Consider the following 20435-nt stretch of genomic DNA (forward strand, 5'->3'; position numbering starts at 1 on the left):
CTCCCTAAATTAATTGTTGGCACTTAGACCCTGGGCTTTTTACGCTTGCGGCGGCCGCCTACCAGTAGCCAGGTAGCGCCGGCCAGCAGCAGGCCGGCGCCCAGGGCAGCCGCTTGCCGGGGCAGCTTGTCTTCAACAGGCGGTGGCAGGTGCTCGACGCCGCTGGCGTCGGTGCGGGCGGGCTCGTGCAGGTAGCGGCCCTGCGCGGGCAGCTGGTAGTTATTGGCCAAGTGGCGCAGGCCCGCCGCGGCTTCGGGGCCGGTGATAACCGGGCCGTGGCCGCAGCCAATGGCCGCCGGCTCCAGGTCGGCCAGCGTAGCTGCCGACTGCCGGCACTGCTGCCAGTTGTAGTTGAAAGGGGCGCCGGCCACGCTGATTTTGGGAATACCCAGCAGCACCGCCGGGATAGACTCGTGGTCGGTCGTGGCAAAGGCATCGGCCCCGAGCAGGGTACGGTCGGCCAGGCGAAATAAGGCAATCTGACCCGGCGCGTGGCCCGGCACGTGCAGCCAGCGCCACTGCGCCAGGTGCGGCGGGTGCTCATCGTCGAGGGGCAGGGCCTCAACTACGTCTTCCAGATTGGGCAGCTGCGTCGGAAAAAACCGACTCATAAAGGCCAGCGAGCCGCCTACGGTAGGGTCGCGCGGCGGATACAGCGCCCGGCCCGTGAGGTAAGGCAGCTCCAGCGGATGCGCGATAACCGGCACCTGCCAGTGCTGCGCCAGCTCCTTGGCCGAGCCCAGGTGGTCGAGGTGACCGTGGGTAAGTATAATCGCTTCGGGCCGCGAGCCGGGGTAAAACAGCTGGTCGGCCGCCGCGATAATCTCTTTCTCCGAGCCGGGCAGGCCGGTATCGAGCAGTACCCACTCGCCGGGCGTGCCGGTTTCGATAAAATATACGTTTACAAAACGTTTGATGCGAAGCTGGTGCACGCCAGCGGCTACCTGGTCCATAAAAAAGCTGGTAAAAGCAAGGAAATATACCGTACTGCCCTGCCATACGGCTCTGGCCGCAGTAGGGGTGCGCTTGCCGGCCAAAACTCCAGTACTAACCTGGTAATGCGCTATTTAACGGCCCGCGTGCTTACGACGCCACTTTGCTTATCAACCGCAAAGGCTGCGCGGCTGGGCATGCGGCGGGCCCAATCGGTGCGGGGTACCAATACCTGCCAGTGAGTAGCCACCTCTACCACGCTGGCCGAGTCGGGCACGTAGAGCGCGGCATTGGGCTGGCTTTGTAGGTAGTGGCGCACCGCGGCGCGGGCCGCTTCGGCAGTAGGAGCACCCGACGACTGGCAGGCAGCAGCTCCGAGGGCCAGCGCCGCCAGGAAACAGGTGTTTTTCATGTCGTAAAGCTAGAAATTGCCCGGCGGTTAGCGCAGCAGTCAGCCAAAAGAGGGGTTGGCTTGTTATAGCCGCATTCCCTTGCTTTCGCTTATGCTTCCTATACTTTCTGCGCCGGTTGTGAGCCCCGAGCGCCTGGCCGCCGCCTACTCTTACCCAGCTTATCGCCAGCTGCTCGATGAGCTGTTGGCCGAAGGCAAAACCACCGGCCCCGAGCAGTCGGCCGAGCTGCTGGCCTATGCCCAGCTCAACGTGCAGCGTATGAGCCGCCTCGATAAAACCGTGAAGGTGCTACCCGAGCTGGCCACTGCCGTAGCCGCCCTGCGCCAAAACTATAGTTGGCTGATTATTACCGAAGGCTGGTGCGGCGACGCGGCCCAGATTGTGCCCGTGCTCGAAGCCGTGGCCCACGCCAGCGCCGGCCACGTGCGCACCGCTTATGTGCTGCGCGACCACAACCTCGACCTCATCGACCGCTACCTCACGGGCACCAGCCGCTCTATTCCCAAGCTGGTGGTGCTGCACGCCGATACGCTCACCGAAGCCACGCACTGGGGACCGCGCCCGGCTGCCGCTCAAGCGCTGATAACCAAGCTCAAAGCCGAAGGCATGAGCCACGATGACTTCATTCGGGAACTGCACGCCTGGTATGCCCACGACCATACCCAGGCCATTCAGCGCGAGCTGCTGGCCCTGGTGCAACAGCTAACGTAGCCCACTGAGCCGCGTCATAAGTATTAAGAATTATCTATATTCTTCTCCAGTATCAGCAGGGTAAGGGGTTGGCGGGGGCGGCCAAAGCGCGTGGTAGCCGGAAAAGGCTCGCTGGCTCCGGTGGGCTGGTAGCCGTGGCGCTCGTACCAGGCCAGCAGCTCGGGGCGGGCGGCCAGCACGCTCATGCGCACCTTGGTGCGCCGCAGCTGCCGGGCGTAGGCATCGGCGGCGGCCAGCAGCTGCCGGCCCAGGCCGTGCGCCTGCGCCTCGGGCGCTACCGCCAGCAGGCTCAGGTAGAGTACCTCGCCCTGCGCCTCCAGGTACACGCAGCCCGTGGGGATGCCGTCGGTTTCGGCTTTTAAGAACTGGGCGTGCGGCAGGGCCAGCATTGCCAGCAAGCCGGCTTCGTCGATGCGCGGGCCTTCGAGCAGGTGGCCTTCAGCGGTCCAGCCGCCCTGCTCACTACGGTAAGCATGATTAATGAGGGCGGTCAGGGCCGGGGCATCGGCTGGGGTGGCAGCATTTATCGTTTCCATAAAGAGGCGGCTGGTGGTGAGTGGCGGCCAAAAAGAATGAGTACGCGTAACAGTTTTAGCAACGATTAGGTAAACTTTTGCCAAAATTCTTGCTTAATCAGCCAACCCGCACCAAACAACCGCAAAGTATGAATCTCGCCACTAATACCATCCTCCTTACGGGCGGCGCTACCGGCATTGGGCTGGCCCTGGCCCAGCGCTTTGTGCAGGCGGGCAGCCAGGTTATCATCTGCGGGCGCCGGCCCGACAAACTGCGCGAGGCCCAGCAGCAGGTACCCGGCCTGCATTTTTACGCCTGCGATGTGGCCGTGGCCGCCGACCGCGTGCAGCTGGTGCAGCGCGTAGTGGCCGATTTTCCGGGGTTGAATGTGCTCGTCAACAACGCGGGCATCCAAAATCGCTTCCAGCTGGCTGAGCTATCCGCCGACCTGGCGGCCTGGGAGGCGCAGCGCCAGGAAATTGCCATTAATCTGGAAGCACCCATTCACCTCACCGCCCTGCTTTTGCCGCACCTGCGCCAGCAGCGCGAGCCGGTGGTTATCAACGTATCGTCGGGCCTGGCGTTTGCTCCGATGGCCGCCGCGCCCATCTACAGCGCCACGAAGGCCGCGCTGCACTCGTTTACGCTCTCGCTGCGCCGGCAGCTGGCCGATACTGCCATTCGGGTGCTCGAAATAGTGCCGCCCGCCGTCAACACCGACCTGGGCGGAGTAGGCCTGCACACCTGGGCGGCCCCGGTCGATGAGTTTGCCGACAGCATTGTGGCGCGCCTGGCAGCCGGGGAGGAGGAAGTCGGCTTTGGCACTTCCGAGGCCATCCGGCAGGCGTCGCGCGCCGAGCTGGATGCCCGCTTCAAGCAAATGAACGGGTAACTGCCGGCGGAATAGCACCTTCAGGAGTTCTTTTTTGGGGCTGGCAAAGCGGGTAACCCTATCTAAACGAAACCGATAGGTAGGGCAAAAAACTGACGTGTAGCTTGCGGTCCCACCAAATCAGCTGCTTCTACTCATGCTTCATAAGCTCGTTTTTCGCCGTTCGGCGCTGGTGCTGGCCGCCCCGCTGGCCCTGGCCGCCTGCCAAAGCCAGCCTGTCCGGCAAGCCGCCCAGCCGACGGCTGCCACAGCGGCCTCGGCCGCCACAACTGGCTCAGCTACTGCCAAATACCTGGCTGAGCCACTGATTAGCAGTATCTATACCGCCGACCCGTCGGCCCACGTTTTCAACGGCAGGATTTACATCTACCCCTCGCACGACATCGAGTCGGGCATCCCGGAAAATGACAGCGGCGACCATTTTGCCATGCGCGACTACCACGTGCTGTCGATGGACAGCGTGGGTGGTAAGGTGACGGACCACGGCATGGCGCTTGCTATCAAGGACATTCCCTGGGCCGGCCGCCAGCTGTGGGCCCCCGACGCGGCCGTTAAGAATGGCACGTACTTTCTCTACTTTCCGGTGAAGGACAAGCAGGACGTGTTCCGTATCGGGGTCGCCACCAGCCCGTCGCCCACCGGGCCTTTTAAGGCGGCGGCTACGTCCATCGCAGGCAGCTACAGCATCGACCCCGCCGTGTTTAGCGATGCGGATGGCAAGGCCTATATGTACTTTGGCGGCCTCTGGGGCGGGCAGCTCCAGCGCTGGGCTACCGGTACCTATAACCCCAAGGCACCCGATAAAAAGCCCGATGGTAACGAGCCGGCGATTGGCCCGCGCGTGGCCCGGCTCAGCGCCGATATGCAGCATTTTGCCGGCCCGGTGCAGGAGCTGAAAATAGTGGACGAGGCTGGTAAGCCGCTACTGGCGAGCGATACGAAGCGGCGCTTTTTTGAAGGCGGCTGGCTGCATAAGTACCAGGGCAAGTACTATTTCTCGTACTCGACCGGCGATACGCACCTGCTGGTTTATGCCGTGAGCGACTCGCCCACCGGCACCTTCACTTACAAAGGCGTGCTCATGAACCCGGTGCAAGGCTGGACTACCCACCACTCCATCGTGGAAGTGAAAGGCAAATGGTACATCTTCTACCACGACACGGAGCTGAGCAATAAAACCTGGCTGCGCAACGTGAAAGTGACTGAGCTAACGCATAATGCCGACGGCAGCATCGTGACGATTAACCCGTAAGTGCTTAAAAAACAGCAAAAAGAGCGCCAGGCAGTGGATAGTGAAGCCTGACGCTCTTTTCTGCTGCTTTACGCCAGCACCTGGCTGGCCGGCACAAAGCGCACCCCCTGAGCTAGTAAGTCGGCCTTGGCGGCGGCTACAGACTCGGCGGCGATGCCGCGGGTGGCATCCTCAATAACCAGCACTTCAAACCCTTCGCTACGCGCATCCTTGGCCGAAAAGTACACGCAGTAGTCGGTGGCCAGCCCGGCCACCGCTACCTGCGTAATGCCACGGGCGCGGAGGTAGCCGCTCAGGCCGGTGGCACGGCGGTGCCCGTTGTCAAAAAAAGCACTGTAGCTATCCAGCTCGGGGTCGGTACCCTTGCGAAAAATAGCTTCCACGCGGTCAAGACTCAGCGCGGGATGCAGGGCGGCCCCCGGCGAGCCCTGCACGCAGTGGTCGGGCCAGAGGCGCTGCGGCAGTCCCTGCCACTCAATCTCGGCAAAAAGCGCCTGCCCGGGGTGAGCACTGGCAAAGCTGCGGTGCCCGGCCGGGTGCCAGTCCTGGGTAGCTACTACCAGGTCGAAATGCGGCTGCAAGTCGTTGAGCAGCGGCAAAATAGCATCGCCGTCGGGCACTGCCAGCGAGCCGCCTGGTAAAAAATCAAGCTGAATGTCGATGAGCAGCAGGCAAGTCATAATCTTTAAAGTCAGTCTGTCAGGTAAGCTTCAGCACCTCGGCCGAGTGCGCCCGCACGGCCGCCGTAAGGGCCGCATTAGCAGCCAGGGGCTGGCCAAACGAGGGCACCAGCCGGTGAAAAGTAGCCTGCCACTCGGGAGAGGCCGCTTGCTCGGGAAAGCAGCGCTGCACCAGGTCGAGCATGATGCTGACGGCCGTGCTGGCCCCCGGCGAAGCCCCCAGCAGCGCGGCAATCGAGCCATCGGCAGCGGTAACTACTTCAGTGCCAAATTCTAATACGCCGCCGGCCTTCTTGTCTTTTTTGATGACCTGTACGCGCTGGCCCGCTACTTCAAGCTGCCAGTCTTCGGGGCGGGCCTCAGGATAATACTCGCGCAGGGCCGCAATGCGCTGCTCGGGCGTTTGTAATACCTGGCCGATAAGGTACTTGGTAAGCGGAATATTGCGGGCACCGGCATATAGCAAAGGCCTGATATTGCCCAGCTCAATCGAGCGGAATAAGTCGGCGTACGAGCCTTTCTTCAAAAACTTGGTGCTGAAGCCGGCGTAAGGACCAAACAGCAGCTCGCGGCGGCCGTTTATCTGGCGGGTATCGAGGTGAGGCACCGACATGGGCGGCGAGCCGACGGCGGCCTTGCCGTAAACCTTGGCGTCGTGCCGCGCGATAACATCGGGGCGTGTGCATTTCAGCCACTGCCCGCTCACCGGAAAGCCGCCAAAGCCGCTGGCCTCGGGTATGCCCGACTTTTCGAGCAGCGTGAGCGAGCCGCCGCCCGCCCCGATAAACACAAACCGCGTGCGCACCTTGCGGCTCTTGCCGGTGGCCCGGCTGCGCACTTTTACGCGCCACAGCCCATCGGACTTATGTCGGAAATCTTCTATTGCCTGCCCTAGCTCAAACGTGACGCCGGGCTGCTGGCTCAGCTGGGTGAACAGCGCCCGCGTGAGGGCGCCAAAGTTAACGTCGGTTCCGATGGCCATGCGGGTCGCCGCTATCGGCTGGCTGCGGTCGCGGCCGTCCATCACCAGCGGAATCCATTTTTCAATCTGCGCGGGGTCGTCGCTGAACTCCATACCGGCAAACAGGGGCGAGCTCAGCAGCGCGGCGTGGCGCTTGCGCAGGTACTCCACGTTCTCAGCTCCCCACACAAAGCTCATGTGCGGAATACTGTGGATGAAAGCTTCGGGGTCGGGCAGCTGACCACCCTGCACAAGGCTGGCCCAGAGCTGCTTGCTGAGCTCAAACTGCTCGGCAATCTTATCAGCTTTTGAAATGTCGATGCTGCCGTCGGGGCGCTGGGGCGTGTAGTTGAGCTCACAAAAAGCCGAGTGACCGGTACCGGCGTTGTTCCAGGCATCCGAGCTTTCGGCCGCCACCGCGTCGAGGCGCTCATACACGGCAATCGTCAGGTCAGGGTCCAACTCCTTGAGCAATATACCCAGCGTGGCGCTCATAATGCCAGCCCCAATGAGCACGATATCGGCAGTAAGGGGTTTGGCAGGAGTAGTTTTTAAGTTCATGTAAAAGAGATTGGCGCAGTGTAGTGTAAATTTGTACTTGCAGTCAGAATAAATTGTTTTTTTCTTGGTAAGTCATAGAGCAGCAAGGCCTCAGAAATATCCAAAACTAAGCCGAGGCATTGAGCATGAATAGTGAACCAGAAGGCTGTTATAGCATTGTCTATGTTAGTACGGCCATTGGCGACTTCCGGGAGGCAGAATTAGTGCAACTGCTGCGGCGGTCGCGGTGTTTCAATCAAAAGGCAAATATTACGGGCGTACTCATGTACGGTGACGGGCGCTTTATGCAGGTGCTGGAGGGCAGCGCCGTCGCGGTGCGCCACCTGTATACCCGCATTGCTGCCGACCCGCGCCACGGCCGGCTCGAAAGGCTGGCCGATGGTTTTATGCCCCGGCGCGAGTTCACGGGCTGGCACATGAGCTTTGCGCCGCTGCCCAGCGACTACTTTCTGGGCCTGCCTGGCTACCTCACCCCGCCGCAGCTGGTGCAGACCGGAGCCGGCTCAACCATGCAGCAAGTACTAAGCGAGTTTATGACCGCCAGCTCGCGGCAGCTCGTGCTCTAGCTGCGAAGGGCTATATGTGCCAGGCAACAGGTGCGCTCACCGTAAAGCCGCTGGCCTGAAGAGCAGCGATAGCGCGATTTCCAGGTTAGGGTACGTGGCGCTCACCCTGAACCCGGACTTGCAAACCGGGCTAGAAGTTGCGGATATACCTGCTTTCAGCACGCAGCGGCCGCCTCCAGCATTGTCGTAAAAATCGCAGCCAAGGGGCTTATAACCGGAGGTCGTAAGGCAGAACGCAAAGCTAAAGCCACCGTACCCGGCCGCCGCTGCTCGAAAAAAGCAGCTATGTAAGCCGCGGCGCACAGGCGCGGGTGCCGCCACCTGGCTCAGCGGCAGCGGCCAGGAGTGGTGTTTTATCCACGTCGCGTCCGGAAGCCCCTTTGCATGGGTTTTTTTCATCGAAAGGTGCTTCTTATAGCCCCTGGCTACCGGTGGCAGCGGTTTCCGGGCTTTCCGGATGAGCGTGCCGGTTGCCTAAAAGCGCTTGAATATGTGGTGCTTATGGAAAAATATTGTGCGGTGCCTGGCTCATTAGGCGTACGAAGCGGGGGCCATCTACCAAATAGACCGTATCTTTACAGCATTAAAAGGCAAATCGCCACGTGTCAGTACCATTTATGCAGCTTGCTGCATTCATAAAACAGGTTCGCTGCTGCTTGCTTTCTCACCATTTTTCCTAGCATCATGCAGACAGGAACCGTAAAATTCTTCAACGAAACCAAAGGCTTCGGCTTCATCAAAGTAGACAGCACCGGCGAGGACGTATTTGTCCACGTAACTGACCTCGTAAACGAAATTCGCGAGAACGACAAAGTGCAGTTTGAAATTGCCCAGGGCAAAAAAGGCCCGAACGCAGTAAAGGTGTCGCTCGTTTAGTTCGACTTTCTTTCGATAAAAAGAGCAGTCTACCACTAGGTAGGCTGCTCTTTTTTTGTGGGTAAGCTGGCAGTGACGGGACAGCTGATTAAGAAGCAGGTTGAGTTAGCCAGAATAGGCAGGACCCACGTGTAGAGACGCATTTTTGCGTCTTGGTGTCCGCGCCGCCCAAAAAATACCGTTCAGGCGTTCAACGCTGAGGCGCAAGGATGCGCCTCTACAACCGCCAGCCGACCTCAGCATTCAACTCGAATAGATACTACGGCTTTTCGCCGGCTGTCTGCTTGTCGTAATAAACGTCTGGCGTGCACGAAGAACGGACAGCCGGCCAAAAAGCCGGCAGCCCGCCCCGAATACCGGCTTGGAAGCTACGCTGCCTTTCTTTCGCGTAAGCGAAATTGTATTATTATAAGATATAGTAAATACTTAATGACAAGAGTAGAAGAGCTGGCTTAGGGAGTTGGAGTAGTATATTTTCGGCCTCAACTGTCACTCTCCTGCGTATGCTGCAACCCACTACTTCACTGCCGCTGCCGGCCGGGCCAGCAGCTACCTCACGCGTGCCGGCCATTGACGTAGTGCGCGGCCTGGCGATGGTAATCATGGCGCTCGACCACATTCGGGAGTTTTGGTGCGCTACCAGGGTGCGGCCCGAAGACGTGGCCCACGCCTCGGCGCTATTATTTCTGACGCGCTGGATTACGCACTTCTGCGCTCCCACATTTGTGTTTCTGGCCGGCGTGAGCGTCTTTTTATATCAGCAAAAGCAAGCAGGCCGGGGCAAAGTGAGCCGGTTTTTGCTGACGAGGGGACTCTGGCTGGTCGTGCTGGAGCTGGTGCTTATCAATTTTTTGCTGCAATGGGGCTACAACCTGGTGCTGCTGGAGGTAATCTGGGTGCTGGGTTGGAGCATGGTGCTGCTGGCCGGCCTTATCTGGCTGCCGCGCTGGCTGCTGGTTACATTGGCGCTGGGTATGATTGCCGGCCAGCACCTGCTTCCCACGGCCCAGCCCGTAACGGCCAGCAACCTGCTCTGGGCGCTGCTCTACGGGGGCCGGCCTTTTTCCAGATGAGCCCGGTGCCTTTGCTGGCTGCCTATACTATTCTGCCCTGGACGGCCGTGATGGCCGCTGGCTACGCTGTCGGGCCGTGGTTCAGGGCTGCATCGGCCCAGCGCACGCGCTGGTTGCGGCTGGCGGGCGTGGCTGCCCTGCTGCTTTTCGGGTGCCTGCGTGCTACCAACTGGTACGGCGACCCCGCGCCGTGGAGCACGCAGCCGCGGGGGCCGGGGTATAGCCTGCTATCGTTTCTCGACGTCACCAAGTACCCGCCGTCGCTGCTGTTTCTGAGCCTTACGCTGGGCGTAGCCTTGCTGCTGCTGTCGGCAACCGAGGGCCTGCCCGGCCGGCTTAGTCGCTGGCTGAGCATATACGGACGGGTGCCGCTGTTTTACTTCGTGCTGCATTTTTGCCTGGTGAGCGGGGGCGCATTTATCTGGACTACCCTGGCCTTTGGCAAAGCCATTAACCTTTCGTTTGCCCCGGTTAAAGACTGGCCGGCCGGCTACCACCCCAGCCTGCTGCGGGCCTACGTGGTGTGGGTGTGCGTGGTGGGGCTGATGTACTGGCCCTGTCGCTGGTACCAGGGCTACAAGCAGCGACACTCGTATTGGTGGCTTTCTTATTTGTAGGTGCCGGGCGGTTGGCGGCCGGCTGCATCTTTGTACTTATTTTCCCTGGCAAGCTGCCCCAAATGTAGTGCGCCAGAAATGTCACCCACCCAAGCAAGCGCCCCATGACTATTCCCATCTACCAGGTCGATGCCTTTGCGCGGCGGCCCTTTACGGGTAACCCCGCCGCGGTATGTCCGCTCGACGAATGGCTGCCGGCCGAAACCATGCAGCTGATTGCGGCCGAAAACAACCTGGCCGAAACAGCTTTTTTCATCCCGCTCAGCGGCCAGGAGGCCGATTTTCACCTGCGCTGGTTTACGCCGACGTTTGAGATTGACCTCTGCGGGCACGCTACGCTGGCCAGCGCCCACGTGCTCTGGAATGAGCGGGGCTTTGCCAAGCCCGAAATAGTGTTTCAAAGCAAAAGCGGCCTGCTGAAAGTGCGCCGCGAAGCCGATGGTAAGCTGGTGCTCGACTTTCCGAGCCGCCCGCCGCGCCCACTGGCCCTGGCCGAGCACCCTGAAGTGCTGATGCAGTCGCTCGGGCCTGGCGCGGCCACGCCGCAGGCCGTGCTGGCCTCGCGCGACCTGGTGGTCGAGTTTGCCCACGCCGATGAGGTGCTGGCGCTCAAGCCCGACTTCACTGCCCTCATCGACCTGGGCTACATCGGCCTGATTGCCACCGCGCCCGGCAGCAATGGCGTCGATTTTGTGTCGCGTTTCTTCGCCCCCGAGGTTGGCGTACCCGAAGACCCGGTAACCGGCTCGGCGCACAGCACGCTCATTCCGTTCTGGGCCGAAAAATTAAGCAAAACCGATATGTTTGCCCGTCAGGAGTCGGCGCGCGGCGGCGAGCTCTGGTGCCGCCTGCGCGGCGACCGTGTCGACATTGGTGGCTATGCTGTTACTTTTTTACGCGGCGACGTGCAGCTGTAGCACCGGTCAGGAAGCCCAGAAAAAACGCCTGGTGTAACACACCGGGCGTTTTTAAGTTGGTGAAACAAGCTCATCAGCTAACCCAACAGCCACGAGCAGCTTGCGGCTCCCTTCTACCGGAGGTTATCCACCGCCCCACAATACGAACCAGTGCGGGTCTCAGGTTCGTATCTGGGTTATAGGTCTGCGCTACCTACTCAGCAAGCACCGCATAACGTACAAGCTATTGCCTGGCTTTGCGCTGCGTAAGTAAAAACGGCTTCTTGTCTAAAAGGCAAAGCAGCCTTTCGGCCAGTACCTTCGTAATGCATAGTCTGCGTTTAGTGGTCCGTATTGGCATCCCTTGGTATTATGACGCCTGCTGCTCCTCTCACCTGCATCATCGTCGATGACAATGAAATCAACCGGCTCACCCTGGAGCACCTGGTTGACCTGACGCCCGAGCTGAAGCTGGTAGCCTCGCTGCCGGGCGGGCTCGAAACGCTCGATTTTTTTCGCAAGGGCGGGCGCTGTGACCTGCTGCTGCTCGATGTGGAGATGCCCACACTTACGGGCCTGGAGCTGGCCCGACTGCTGCCCAAGCCCACGCCCGCTATTGTGCTGGTAACAACCCACCGCACCTTTGCGGTGGCCGCCTTCGATATGCAGGCCATTGATTACCTCGTGAAGCCCGTGGAGCCCGCCCGCTTTAGCCAGGCGATAGGCAGGGTAGTGGCCGCCCGCCGCCCCGTGGCCCGTCGGCCCCCGCCGGTTGCGCCGGCCCCGGCAGTGGCCCCCGAGCTATTTGTGAAAGTAGGCACCCGCTCAATAAAGGTAAATTTTGATGACGTTCTCTATATAGAGGCTCTGTCTACCTATTCGGTTTTGGTTACGCCTACTCAGAAGCACATTGTGTACCTCACACTCAAGGTATTGAGCGAGCGGCTGCCATTTGCCCATTTTGTGCGCGTGCACCGTTCTTATATCGTTAATATGCAACGCATTGAGGCCGTCGAAGACAATGTCTTAAAAATCGGCTCCTGCGAAGTGCCGGTTGGTAAGTCTTATCAGGAAGAATTTGCCCGCCATTTGCGCAGCCTTTGAAGCAATGGGTAACAGGGGCGTTATCGCTTGGTTCGCAATGCGTTGTAACTAAAGGGCGTGGTTTTCAACTGGCGTTTGCTTAGAGATGACTAGTTTTTCTTTCAGAGTATTTTCCTAAGTTCCTGATTAGTAATTAAAAATAGTTGCTACCTGCGGTCCGCTGCTTATTACCCACCTTGTTCCTGCGGCAGCTCGTGGGCCAGCTGTGCTAATACGCGCTCAATATGGGTAGCCAGGTGAGAAGCGGCGGCCGGCAGATGCGGGTAGTCGGCAGGGGTAGCCGCTTCGAGCTGCTCAACGGCGGCGGCTACCTGGTGCATGCCTACCGATTCGAGGCTGGGCTTGATGTGGTGGGTGATTTTGGCAACTTCGCTCCAACGGTTTTCGGTGGCCGCCTGGCGCAACTGAGCGAGGCTCTCGGGCATGTTGCGTAAAAAAGAACGAATAATTTTCAGCACGAATTCCTCACGGCCCCGAGCCAGCACCCGCAGCTTGGCCAGGTCGTAGGCCGGAGCATCGGCCGGGGCAGGCAGCAGCTGCGCCAGGGTGCGGTACACTTCCTCATCCTCAAATGGCTTGGCCAGGCACGCATTCATACCGGCGGCCAGGTAGCGGTCGCGGTCGGCCCGAAAGGCATTGGCCGTAAGGGCCACGATAGGTATGTTGGCCCGCTGAGGGTCGGGCAGCGCCCGGATAGCGGCCGTAGCGTCGAGGCCATTGAGGCCGGGCAGCTGAATATCCATGAGCACCACATCATAGAGTACTTCGTCGCGCACGCGGTGCACCCCGGCCAGGCCATCTTTGGCTTCTTCCACTATGGCTCCCCAGCCCTCAAAGAGCAGCCGGGCCACGGTACGGTTTATCTCATTGTCTTCGACTACCAGCAGCCGGCGGCCCTGCAGGGCCCCGGTGTCGTAGGCGTCGACGAGCGGCGACGCTATAACGGGAGCGGGGGCTTTGGGCAGCGTAAGCATAAAGGCAAAGATGCTGCCCTGCCCGAGCACGCTGCTGAGCATTAGCTGGCCTCCCAGCTGCTCAACCAGCGCCCGCGAAATGCTGAGCCCCAGCCCGGTGCCGCCAAAGCGCCGCGTGGTATCGGAATAAGCCTGGGTAAACCCTTCGAAAATAAGCTGTTGCTTCTCAGGCGCGATACCAATGCCGGTATCTTCCACGCTGAATCGCACCGTGATGGTTTTATCAGTGGCGGCCAGCTGCTCGCCAATAACCATCACGCGCCCGCCTGGGTCGGTAAATTTTAAGGCATTGGCTACCAGATTGATAAGAATCTGGTTGAGGCGGTGCGGGTCGCCGAGCACCCAGGGGTAGCTACAGGTAGTGCGCAGGGGCGTGCCCGCAAAGTGAATACCCTTTTCATTGGCCTGCGCAATAAGAGGGCGCAGGGCCTCACCCATCGAGTCGCAGAGGTTAAACGCCACCGATTCCATCTCCAGCTTGCCGGAGGTAATCTTGGCCATGTCGAGCACGTCGTTGATAACGTGCAGCAGGTGATGCCCCGCGTGGCGGATAGTGCGCACAAACTCCTGCTGACGGCCGTCGAGCAAGGTTTTGCCAAGCTGGCTGGCCATACCCAGCACCCCATTGAGGGGCGTCCGGATTTCGTGGCTGACATTGGCCAGAAAGTTTTCGCGGGCCCGCACGGCTGCTTCGGCCGCGGTTTTGGCCCGCAGCAGCTCCTGCTCGGCCAGTACGCGCTCGGTAATTTCCTGGCCATAGCCAATCACGTAAAGCGACTGGCCGGCCTCGCGCACCAGGTAGTTGTCGTAGAGCAGGTACCGGGTCCGGCCCTTGTTGTCGTTGATAGCCAGCGTGCCGCGCTGGCTATCGGTGGTAGCGAAGCCCTGTAGGTAGCTCGTTACTGCGGGCCGGTGCTCAGGGGCTACCAATTCGTGCAGCAGGCAGCCCGGCAGGGCCGACAGCGGCCGGCCCAGCAACTCGGCCGCTGCCGGGTTTACCGAGAGCAGCTCGCCTTGCAGGTCGTGGGTGCAGATGAGCGCGTGCGAGTGCATCATCAGGTCGCGGTACTGCTTTTCCTGCTGGGCCAGGGTATCGGTGGCCAGCTTCTCCTCGGTGATGTCGTTGCTGAGCACCAGTACCTGGCGGGTGCCATCGGGCCGCTCCAGCAGCCGCTTGATAGTGCAGAAATAGCGCACCTCGCCCGAAGCCAGCGTGGTAGGCACCTCCACCGTTAGCTGCTCGCCGGTAGCTAAAACATATGCATCGGTAGCTATATACTCTTTCCATTCTTCAGCCTGCCGGGGAGTAGGAGGCTGGACATGCGTTGGATGCAGGTAGCCCAGCTGGCGGCGCAGCTCGGTGGTTGCCCGGTTTTCGAACACCATTTGCTTCGTCTCATCGCGCACAAAGATTAAGCTGGGAGTAGCATCCAGAATGGCACTCATAAAAGCCTGCTGCTCGGCAAGCTGCCGCTCGGCGCGAACGCGGTCCGTGGTTTCGGCCAGGTACAGGGTTATGCAGCCGGTAGGGGGCTCGCTAGCCGCCACCTGCAGCATAAAAAAACGCTCACCCACCTGAATTTCCTGGCTCGGGGCGCCATTACGGGCTACCGCTCGCAGCTGGCGGCGTATCCGCACCTGCTCTTCCCGGCTTAAGCCGTGGCCCATGGTCCGGGCCGCGGCATTTGCATAAAGCTGCCGGCCCGTGGCATCAAGGCGCACGATGGGGTTGGGGTTATGCTCCGATAAGCTGGCCAGCGTGTGCAGGTCGGCTGAGGAGTCATCCGTTAGAGGGGCCGGGGCAGCGGGCAAAGACATAGTAATGAAAAGACGAAAATAAGCTGCGTATGGCGGCCGGTAAGCTACCTGACTCTAAACAACAAACTGGCGGCATCGGATTACCTTGCAAATAGCAAAAGCAATTCCGTTAGCTATGCAAGCGCCAATTCTCAGGTCCGCGCTATCCTCATTCGGAAAGTGGTAGCTGAAAAGTCGTACCAGGCTGTCAGGCAGGGCTTGCTGTGCAGGTGCGGAGCTGTACTTAGCTTAGCGGCCCCAATCGCCCGAATTGGGTGATTGGGGCCGCGGGCCGGTTGGCAAAGGAAGCGCGCTACGTGGCTTACGCACCGGTTAGGCCGGCCCGGTTAGCAGCAGGAAAGTTTGTTATAGCAGCAGAAAGGATAGCGCTCCGGAAGGCGGCTGAGGATAGCGTAGTTTTGTAAAAGTAGCGGGTGGCCTGGGCCGCCCAGCCGTTACTATGCGAACAGCAGGCTCTGCTAGCCGGATAGCCGCCGACGCGCGCCCAGGCAATGCAGCCTCCATTTACCGCTAGCGGATAATAAAAAACCTCCTCTCGGATACTGAAAGGAGGTTTTGGCCTTCTTTAAGCTAAGCCACTCGGTACGATACAGACAGCGCAGCCTATTGGCCGAGCGTAATGTGCAGCGGCTCGGTAGCGGCCTTAGCGGGAACTTCTACCCGGCTGCTGCCTTCGCCAAAATATTCGACCCGCAGCGAGACCGGCATGCTGGCAGGTACGGGCAGGGTAAAGGTGCCTTTCGCATCGGTTACCACGAGCTGGCGTGGTGCACCAGCCGGGTACACGCTGGCCCCGGCGCAGGGCTGGCCATCGGCCTTCAGCACGATGCCTTTAAGCTGCACGGTTTGTGGGGCCAGGGCCTCCGCAACGGGCGGCGCGGCGGCTGGGGTGGCCAGGCTGGCGGCGCTCTTGGGGGTGCCGGCTTTTTGGCCGCCGGCGCGGCAGGCGCGCAGCACGGGGCGGCGGCCGGCGCTGCTGCCGCGTGAGGCTGCTTGGTGGCTGGCCCGTTGGTGGCCGGAGTGTTAGCAGCGGCCGTGCCCGGCACGGCTACCAGCATCGGAAGAGCGAGCAGAGCTGCTACGTAAAGGCGGATAGTATAGTGATTATTCATAATAGAGCGGCTAACGAAGCTTGGGGCAACAGGTTGCACCAAAGGCAGAAAAAGTTGACTTGTACAAATGTACTGGTTCCCCGAAAGCCAGGACTATTAACTATCCGGACTAGTTGATTCTGTGTGTGAACGTAGCCTGCTGCCAGACGAAAAAAATTCTGGGGCTGAACACAATTTATTTTGCGCGGCTGCCAGCGGTCTTGCGGGCCGTGGTAGCGGCCAGGGTGCGGCCGGGGTTGTCTTCCAGAAATTTACCCCAGCTCTTGCTGCCGGCCTTTGCGTTGTTGCCCTGCTGGTAGTGGTGGCACAGGGCTACGGCCAGCGCATCGGTGGCGTCCAGAAACTTCGGCGCTTCTTCGATGGGCGGCAGGGTCAGCGTCTGGCGCAGCATGCGGGCCACCTGCTCCTTATCGGCTGATCCTGAGCCGGTTACGGCCTGCTTTACTTTCGTCGGGGCATATTCAACAAAGGGTATATCGCGCGAGAGGCAGGCGGCGATGGCCACGCCCTGTGCCCGCCCCAGCTTGAGCATACTCTGCACATTAACCCCGTAGAAGGGTGCCTCGATGGCCAGCTCATCGGGCAAAAACTCATCAATGAGCTCGAGCATGCGGGTGAAAATCCGCTTTAGCTTTACGGCGTGATTCGAACCCAGGGCCTTCAGGTTGATAACGTCGTATTGCAGCACGTCGACGCGCTGCCCGCGCACCTCAATAACGGCGTAGCCCATAATCTGGGTGCCGGGGTCGATGCCCATGATGACCTTCTCGGCCGGCGGGAGCCGCTGGGCGGGAGTAGGGGGGGCAAGGTGCGGGAAACGGCCATCTAGCCCAAAGTTACGCTCCAATGCCCCGAAACCGCCGTGCCGCGCCGCAGGGTGGGTGCGGCTGGGCAAAATCGGCCTCACTTTGCTTACCCTGGGGCTGCTGTACCATTCGGTATTTGCCGCGCCCGATACGGCGGCAGCCTGGCGGCAGCTGCTGGCCTCTACGCTTAGCGGCGAGGGGCGCGGCCCGGTGCTGGCCGCCCTGGCCCTGGTGCCCCTCAACTGGGGCCTGGAAGCCTGGAAGTGGCAGCGCCTGGCGCAGCACCTGGAGCCCGGGCACTCGTTTGGGCGCAGCTTTCGGGCAGTGCTGCTGGGCCTTACCCTGGGCTTCGCCACACCCAACCGGGTGGGCGACTACGCCGCCCGCATCCTGGAGCTGCACGCCAGGCGGCGGCTCGAAGCCGTGGGGGCCGTGTTTTTGGGCCGCTACGCGCAGCTCGTGGCCACGGTGCTGGCGGGCGGGGCGGGGCTGCTGTACTTTCTGTTTGCGTTTTACCTTGGCGGCTACCCCGCCGCGCAGGTAGGCGTAGCGGTGGCCGCCGCACTGGTTGGCGCCGCGGCGCTGCTGCCGCTCTACCGCTCCCGGCTGCTGCTGGCAGCACTGGCGCTGCTCAAGCCTCTGCGCCGCTTCCGCCGCTACCTGGCCGTGATGCCTACCTATACAGCGGGCGAGCTTCACGCTGTACTGGCAATATCTTTTTTTCGCTATATTATGTTCTGCGGGCAATTTTTACTGCTGCTTTATGCCTACGGCGTGCGTACGCCCCTGGGGCCGGCAGTGGCGGCGGTGGCGGGCACGTTTTTGTTCAAGTCGCTGGTGCCCTCCCTCAATGCGTTGGCCGATGTGGGGGTGCGCGAACTCTCGGCCACGCACTTATTTGGGCTGCTGGGCCAGCCGGTGCTGCCGGTACTGAGCGCCAGCCTCAGCCTGTGGGTCATCAACATCGCGCTGCCCAGTGCGCTAGGGCTGCTGCTGCTGCCCGGCCTGCGGGTGCTGCGCGAGAGAAAAAGCCGTTGATAAATGGTAGTGCCAAGCATAATCTTACTGCTGGGGCCGCTCCTATATGCAGCTGTACTAAGCTGGCTGCAGGGGGGCATTCTCAGTAGCGCGGCTGCACCCGGCTGGCCGGCTGCTTCTTGGCCCATCATCCGGGAGCGCGAGCCAACTGCCGCGCCCTTGCTTACAGTACTCATTGCGGCTCGCAACGAAGCAGCCGCGCTGCCGCGGCTGCTGCACGCCTTGCAGCGCCAGACGCTGCCGCCGCACTTGTTCGAAGTCCTTATTGCCGACGACCACTCCACTGACGGCACGGCGGCGCTGGTGGTGGCCGCGGCGGGGCAGGCTGCGTTTGCCTTACGTCTCCTTGGGCTGCCACCCGGCCTCATGGGTAAAAAAGCGGCGCTGGCCGCCGCTGAGGCGCAGGCCCGCACCGCCTGGGTGGTGTGCACCGATGCCGACTGCCGCCCCGCGCCCGGCTGGCTGGCTGCCTATGCTGCTGTTATCGAAAGCCAGGAGCTAGCGCTGCGGCCGCTTCATTTTATCAGCGGGCCGGTGCGGCTCACGCCGGGCGGTGCGTGGTTTGATGGCTTGCTGGGGCTGGAGTTTGCCGGGCTCATTGGGGTGGGGGCGGGCTGCATCGGGCGGGGCCGGCCTACCATGTGCAACGGGGCTAATCTAGCTTTTCGACGCGCTACCTTTCACGAAGTAGGCGGCTATACCGATAACCAGGTCCTGGCCAGTGGCGACGACGAGTTTTTGCTGCATAAAATTCACCAGCACTACCCGGCCGGGGTGCGCTTCCTGGCCGATGCGGCAGCTTTGGTTGATACGCCCGCGCCGGCCACGCTGCGGGCTCTGCTGCGGCAGCGCGTACGCTGGGCCAGCAAGTGGCCGCACTACCGCCCGGCCGCCCCGCGCCAGCTGGCGCTGCTCGTGCTGGCTGCCAACCTGAGCCTGGCGCTGGGGCTGGCCCTCGGCTGGTTCTTTCCTATGCTTCGACCCTGGGTAGCAGCTGGCTGGCTACTAAAGCTGGGAGCAGATACCTGGTTGCTCTGGCCGGTGCTGGGCTTGCTGAAGCGGCGGCGCTGGCTGGCCTGGCTGTTGCCCCTGCAGCTGCTGTATGCGCCCTACGGGCTGGCCGTGGGCCTGGCCGGGCAGCGCGGCCAGGGCTACCGCTGGAAAGGACGACAGGTGCGCTAGCAGCAGTTGGGCACGGCGTGGAAATAACTGCTAAAAAATGAATTTTTAGTAAGCAAATGGCCGGCTGCCGAGTTATTGTAACAGACTGTTATGACGCACCTAACCAACTGCTGCCATGCGTACCAACCCGGCTGCCTTTGCCCTTTCCCTTGGAATGGGCCTTATCGTGTTGCTAATTGGTTTTTTAACGCTGAGCGCGGCGGGATTGGTGAGCCTGGCACCTGTTGAGGACGCCATTGCCGAGCGAATGATGCCCGCCGATGAAGCCCCGGCGGCTACCCGGCCAGGCGGCCGCGCAATGCCGACAGTAGCCTACCAGCCCGCGTCGCCCGCCGACGCAGCGGCTGTTGCGGCCGGCGATGCGCTCTTCAAAAACAACTGCGCCCAGTGCCACGCCGTGAACGACAAAGTAGTGGGCCCCGCCCTGGGCGGCATCAGCAGGCGCCGCAGCGTGGGGTGGGTGGTCGGGTGGGTGCATAATTCCAGCAAGGTGATTGCCAGCGGCGACGAATATGCCGTTAAGCTTTTCGAGGACAATGCCCGGCAGCAGATGCCGGCTTTCCCGCAGCTGTCGAAGACAGATATTGAGGCGATTATGGTCTGGGTAAGCGCGCAGGAAGGCGCTGCTGCCTCAGCTACCGTAGCCGCCACCCGCTGACTACTGCACCAGTAGCAAAGCGGTGCTGCCGGGCACCGCCACCCCGCTGGCGCCTACGCGCAGCGTTTCTAGCCCGCTTTGCCTGATTTCCAGCCCGCGCAGCACCACCTTGTAGCTGCCGGCCGGCACGGGCACGGTAGCTGGCTGGCGCTGGCCATTGAACAGTACCGTAATGGTCTGCCAGGCATCGCCGCCCGCGTGGTCTTTCAGCTGGTAGCCGATGGTGCCGGGCGGCAGGCCGGGCAAAAACACCAGGTGCTGGGCAATCTGCTCCTGCGTAGGCAGGCGGAAGGCCGGGTGCGCCTTGCGCAGCGCCAGCAGCTGGCGGTAGAATGCTGCCACTTCTATATACTTTGCTTTGCGGCCCCAGTCGAGCTGATTGACGCTGTCGGGCAGGTTATACGAGTTGGAAGAACCCTTTTTGGTACGCAGAAAGTCGTCGCCGACGGGCAGAAACGGCACGCCCTGCGAAGTGAACACGATGGTATTGCACAAGGCATCCATTTGAATGAGCTCGTTTTCACTGGCGGTTGGGTTGGCGATTTTTAATTTATCCCACAGCACGCGGTCGTCGTGGCAGGCCACGTAGTTAATTGCCTGGCCGGGCTGGTTGGCCCAGGGCGCTTTGCTGTAATTAACTTTGCTATAGTCGATTTGAGGGTGCCGGGTCGCCGCCACAATGCCAAACTTTACGCTCTCTTCCAGGCCCGGCTGCCCGCCCACGAAGCCCGCTTCGGCCTGGTGGGCGTAGTGGCCCTTTACGCCGTCGCGCAGCTCGTCGCCGAAGGCTGCCACG

The 20435-nt window shown here is 61.2% G+C and carries 21 protein-coding genes; 12 read left to right on the plus strand and 9 right to left on the minus strand.

All coding sequences use genetic code 11. From position 1 onward, the window contains the following. Positions 1-23 precede the first annotated feature (23 nt). Positions 24-953 (minus strand): MBL fold metallo-hydrolase, encoded by a 930-nt coding sequence (locus GKZ67_RS03220; RefSeq protein WP_173241117.1) that lies wholly within the window; start codon positions 951-953, stop codon positions 24-26. 110 nt (positions 954-1063) lie between these two features. Further along, positions 1064-1345, minus strand: a complete 282-nt coding sequence (locus GKZ67_RS03225) for a hypothetical protein (protein ID WP_173241118.1) — start codon at positions 1343-1345, stop codon at positions 1064-1066. 91 nt (positions 1346-1436) lie between these two features. Here GKZ67_RS03225 and GKZ67_RS03230 point away from each other — a divergent pair, with 91 nt between their 5' ends. Next, positions 1437-2057, plus strand: coding sequence for a thioredoxin family protein (locus tag GKZ67_RS03230; RefSeq protein ID WP_173241119.1), 621 nt, complete (start codon positions 1437-1439; stop codon positions 2055-2057). A 23-nt stretch (positions 2058-2080) separates the two neighbouring features. Here the strand turns inward: GKZ67_RS03230 and GKZ67_RS03235 are convergent, their stop codons facing one another. Continuing rightward, positions 2081-2593, minus strand: coding sequence for a GNAT family N-acetyltransferase (locus tag GKZ67_RS03235; RefSeq protein ID WP_173241120.1), 513 nt, complete (start codon positions 2591-2593; stop codon positions 2081-2083). A gap of 128 nt (positions 2594-2721) precedes the next feature. On the opposite strand from GKZ67_RS03235, the gene GKZ67_RS03240 reads away from it, so the two are divergent. Both GKZ67_RS03240 and GKZ67_RS03245 read left to right on the plus strand, forming a co-directional pair. After that, a complete protein-coding gene (locus GKZ67_RS03240) occupies positions 2722-3465 on the plus strand; it encodes an SDR family oxidoreductase (RefSeq protein WP_173241121.1) in 744 nt (247 codons plus the stop codon). 136 nt (positions 3466-3601) lie between these two features. Beyond that, a complete protein-coding gene (locus tag GKZ67_RS03245) occupies positions 3602-4717 on the plus strand; it encodes a glycoside hydrolase family 43 protein (protein WP_173241122.1) in 1116 nt (371 codons plus the stop codon). Positions 4718-4785: 68 nt separating this feature from the next. Here GKZ67_RS03245 and pncA read toward each other — a convergent pair whose 3' ends face one another. Beyond that, positions 4786-5397, minus strand: coding sequence for a bifunctional nicotinamidase/pyrazinamidase (gene pncA, locus GKZ67_RS03250; protein ID WP_173241123.1), 612 nt, complete (start codon positions 5395-5397; stop codon positions 4786-4788). Positions 5398-5416: 19 nt separating this feature from the next. Then, the gene (locus GKZ67_RS03255; RefSeq protein WP_173241124.1) at positions 5417-6919 is read right to left on the minus strand and encodes a malate:quinone oxidoreductase; all 1503 of its coding nucleotides are present in this window, start codon (positions 6917-6919) and stop codon (positions 5417-5419) included. Between the two features lie 125 nt (positions 6920-7044). On the opposite strand from GKZ67_RS03255, the gene GKZ67_RS03260 reads away from it, so the two are divergent. The 6 genes from GKZ67_RS03260 to GKZ67_RS03285 all read left to right on the plus strand — a co-directional run bounded on the left by GKZ67_RS03260 (position 7045) and on the right by GKZ67_RS03285 (position 12051). After that, positions 7045-7485, plus strand: coding sequence for a BLUF domain-containing protein (locus tag GKZ67_RS03260; RefSeq protein WP_173241125.1), 441 nt, complete (start codon positions 7045-7047; stop codon positions 7483-7485). Positions 7486-8169: 684 nt separating this feature from the next. Further along, positions 8170-8361 (plus strand): cold-shock protein, encoded by a 192-nt coding sequence (locus GKZ67_RS03265; RefSeq protein WP_151087837.1) that lies wholly within the window; start codon positions 8170-8172, stop codon positions 8359-8361. A gap of 503 nt (positions 8362-8864) precedes the next feature. Then, positions 8865-9434 carry a DUF1624 domain-containing protein gene (locus tag GKZ67_RS03270; protein WP_173241126.1) on the plus strand — a complete coding sequence of 190 codons (570 nt, stop codon included), beginning with the start codon at positions 8865-8867 and terminating at the stop codon, positions 9432-9434. Next, on the plus strand, positions 9431-10051 hold the full coding sequence (locus tag GKZ67_RS03275) for a hypothetical protein (protein ID WP_173241127.1): 621 nt from the start codon (positions 9431-9433) through the stop codon (positions 10049-10051). The genes GKZ67_RS03270 and GKZ67_RS03275 overlap by 4 nt, the downstream gene beginning before the upstream one ends. Before the next feature lie 104 nt (positions 10052-10155). Further along, positions 10156-10968 (plus strand): PhzF family phenazine biosynthesis protein, encoded by an 813-nt coding sequence (locus tag GKZ67_RS03280; RefSeq protein WP_173241128.1) that lies wholly within the window; start codon positions 10156-10158, stop codon positions 10966-10968. 351 nt (positions 10969-11319) lie between these two features. Then, positions 11320-12051 carry a LytR/AlgR family response regulator transcription factor gene (locus GKZ67_RS03285; protein ID WP_173241129.1) on the plus strand — a complete coding sequence of 244 codons (732 nt, stop codon included), beginning with the start codon at positions 11320-11322 and terminating at the stop codon, positions 12049-12051. A gap of 167 nt (positions 12052-12218) precedes the next feature. On the opposite strand, the gene GKZ67_RS03290 is transcribed toward GKZ67_RS03285, so the two are convergent. From GKZ67_RS03290 to ruvC, 3 genes are all read right to left on the minus strand, one after another. After that, the gene (locus GKZ67_RS03290) at positions 12219-14843 is read right to left on the minus strand and encodes a PAS domain-containing hybrid sensor histidine kinase/response regulator (protein WP_173241130.1); all 2625 of its coding nucleotides are present in this window, start codon (positions 14841-14843) and stop codon (positions 12219-12221) included. Positions 14844-15446: 603 nt separating this feature from the next. Next, positions 15447-15800, minus strand: a complete 354-nt coding sequence (locus tag GKZ67_RS03295; RefSeq protein WP_173241131.1) for a carboxypeptidase-like regulatory domain-containing protein — start codon at positions 15798-15800, stop codon at positions 15447-15449. A 330-nt stretch (positions 15801-16130) separates the two neighbouring features. Next, complete coding sequence (ruvC, locus tag GKZ67_RS03300) at positions 16131-16685, minus strand: crossover junction endodeoxyribonuclease RuvC (RefSeq protein ID WP_254245204.1); 555 nt, start codon at positions 16683-16685, stop codon at positions 16131-16133. A 151-nt stretch (positions 16686-16836) separates the two neighbouring features. Between ruvC and GKZ67_RS03305 the strand changes: the two genes are divergently transcribed. The 3 genes from GKZ67_RS03305 (at position 16837) to GKZ67_RS03315 (ending at position 19639) form a co-directional block, all read left to right on the plus strand. Next, the gene (locus GKZ67_RS03305) at positions 16837-17799 is read left to right on the plus strand and encodes a lysylphosphatidylglycerol synthase transmembrane domain-containing protein (RefSeq protein WP_173241132.1); all 963 of its coding nucleotides are present in this window, start codon (positions 16837-16839) and stop codon (positions 17797-17799) included. 159 nt (positions 17800-17958) lie between these two features. Next, positions 17959-18981 carry a glycosyltransferase gene (locus GKZ67_RS03310; RefSeq protein ID WP_173241133.1) on the plus strand — a complete coding sequence of 341 codons (1023 nt, stop codon included), beginning with the start codon at positions 17959-17961 and terminating at the stop codon, positions 18979-18981. A 115-nt stretch (positions 18982-19096) separates the two neighbouring features. Beyond that, positions 19097-19639: a c-type cytochrome gene (locus GKZ67_RS03315; RefSeq protein ID WP_173241134.1), complete on the plus strand. Its 543-nt coding sequence runs from the start codon at positions 19097-19099 to the stop codon at positions 19637-19639. On the opposite strand, the gene GKZ67_RS03320 is transcribed toward GKZ67_RS03315, so the two are convergent. After that, positions 19640-20434, minus strand: coding sequence for an alpha-1,6-glucosidase domain-containing protein (locus tag GKZ67_RS03320; RefSeq protein ID WP_173241135.1), 795 nt, complete (start codon positions 20432-20434; stop codon positions 19640-19642). Between the last annotated feature and the right edge of the window lies 1 nt (position 20435).

It is taken from the genome of Hymenobacter sp. BRD67 (genome assembly GCF_013256425.1).
Lineage (GTDB): Bacteria > Bacteroidota > Bacteroidia > Cytophagales > Hymenobacteraceae > Hymenobacter.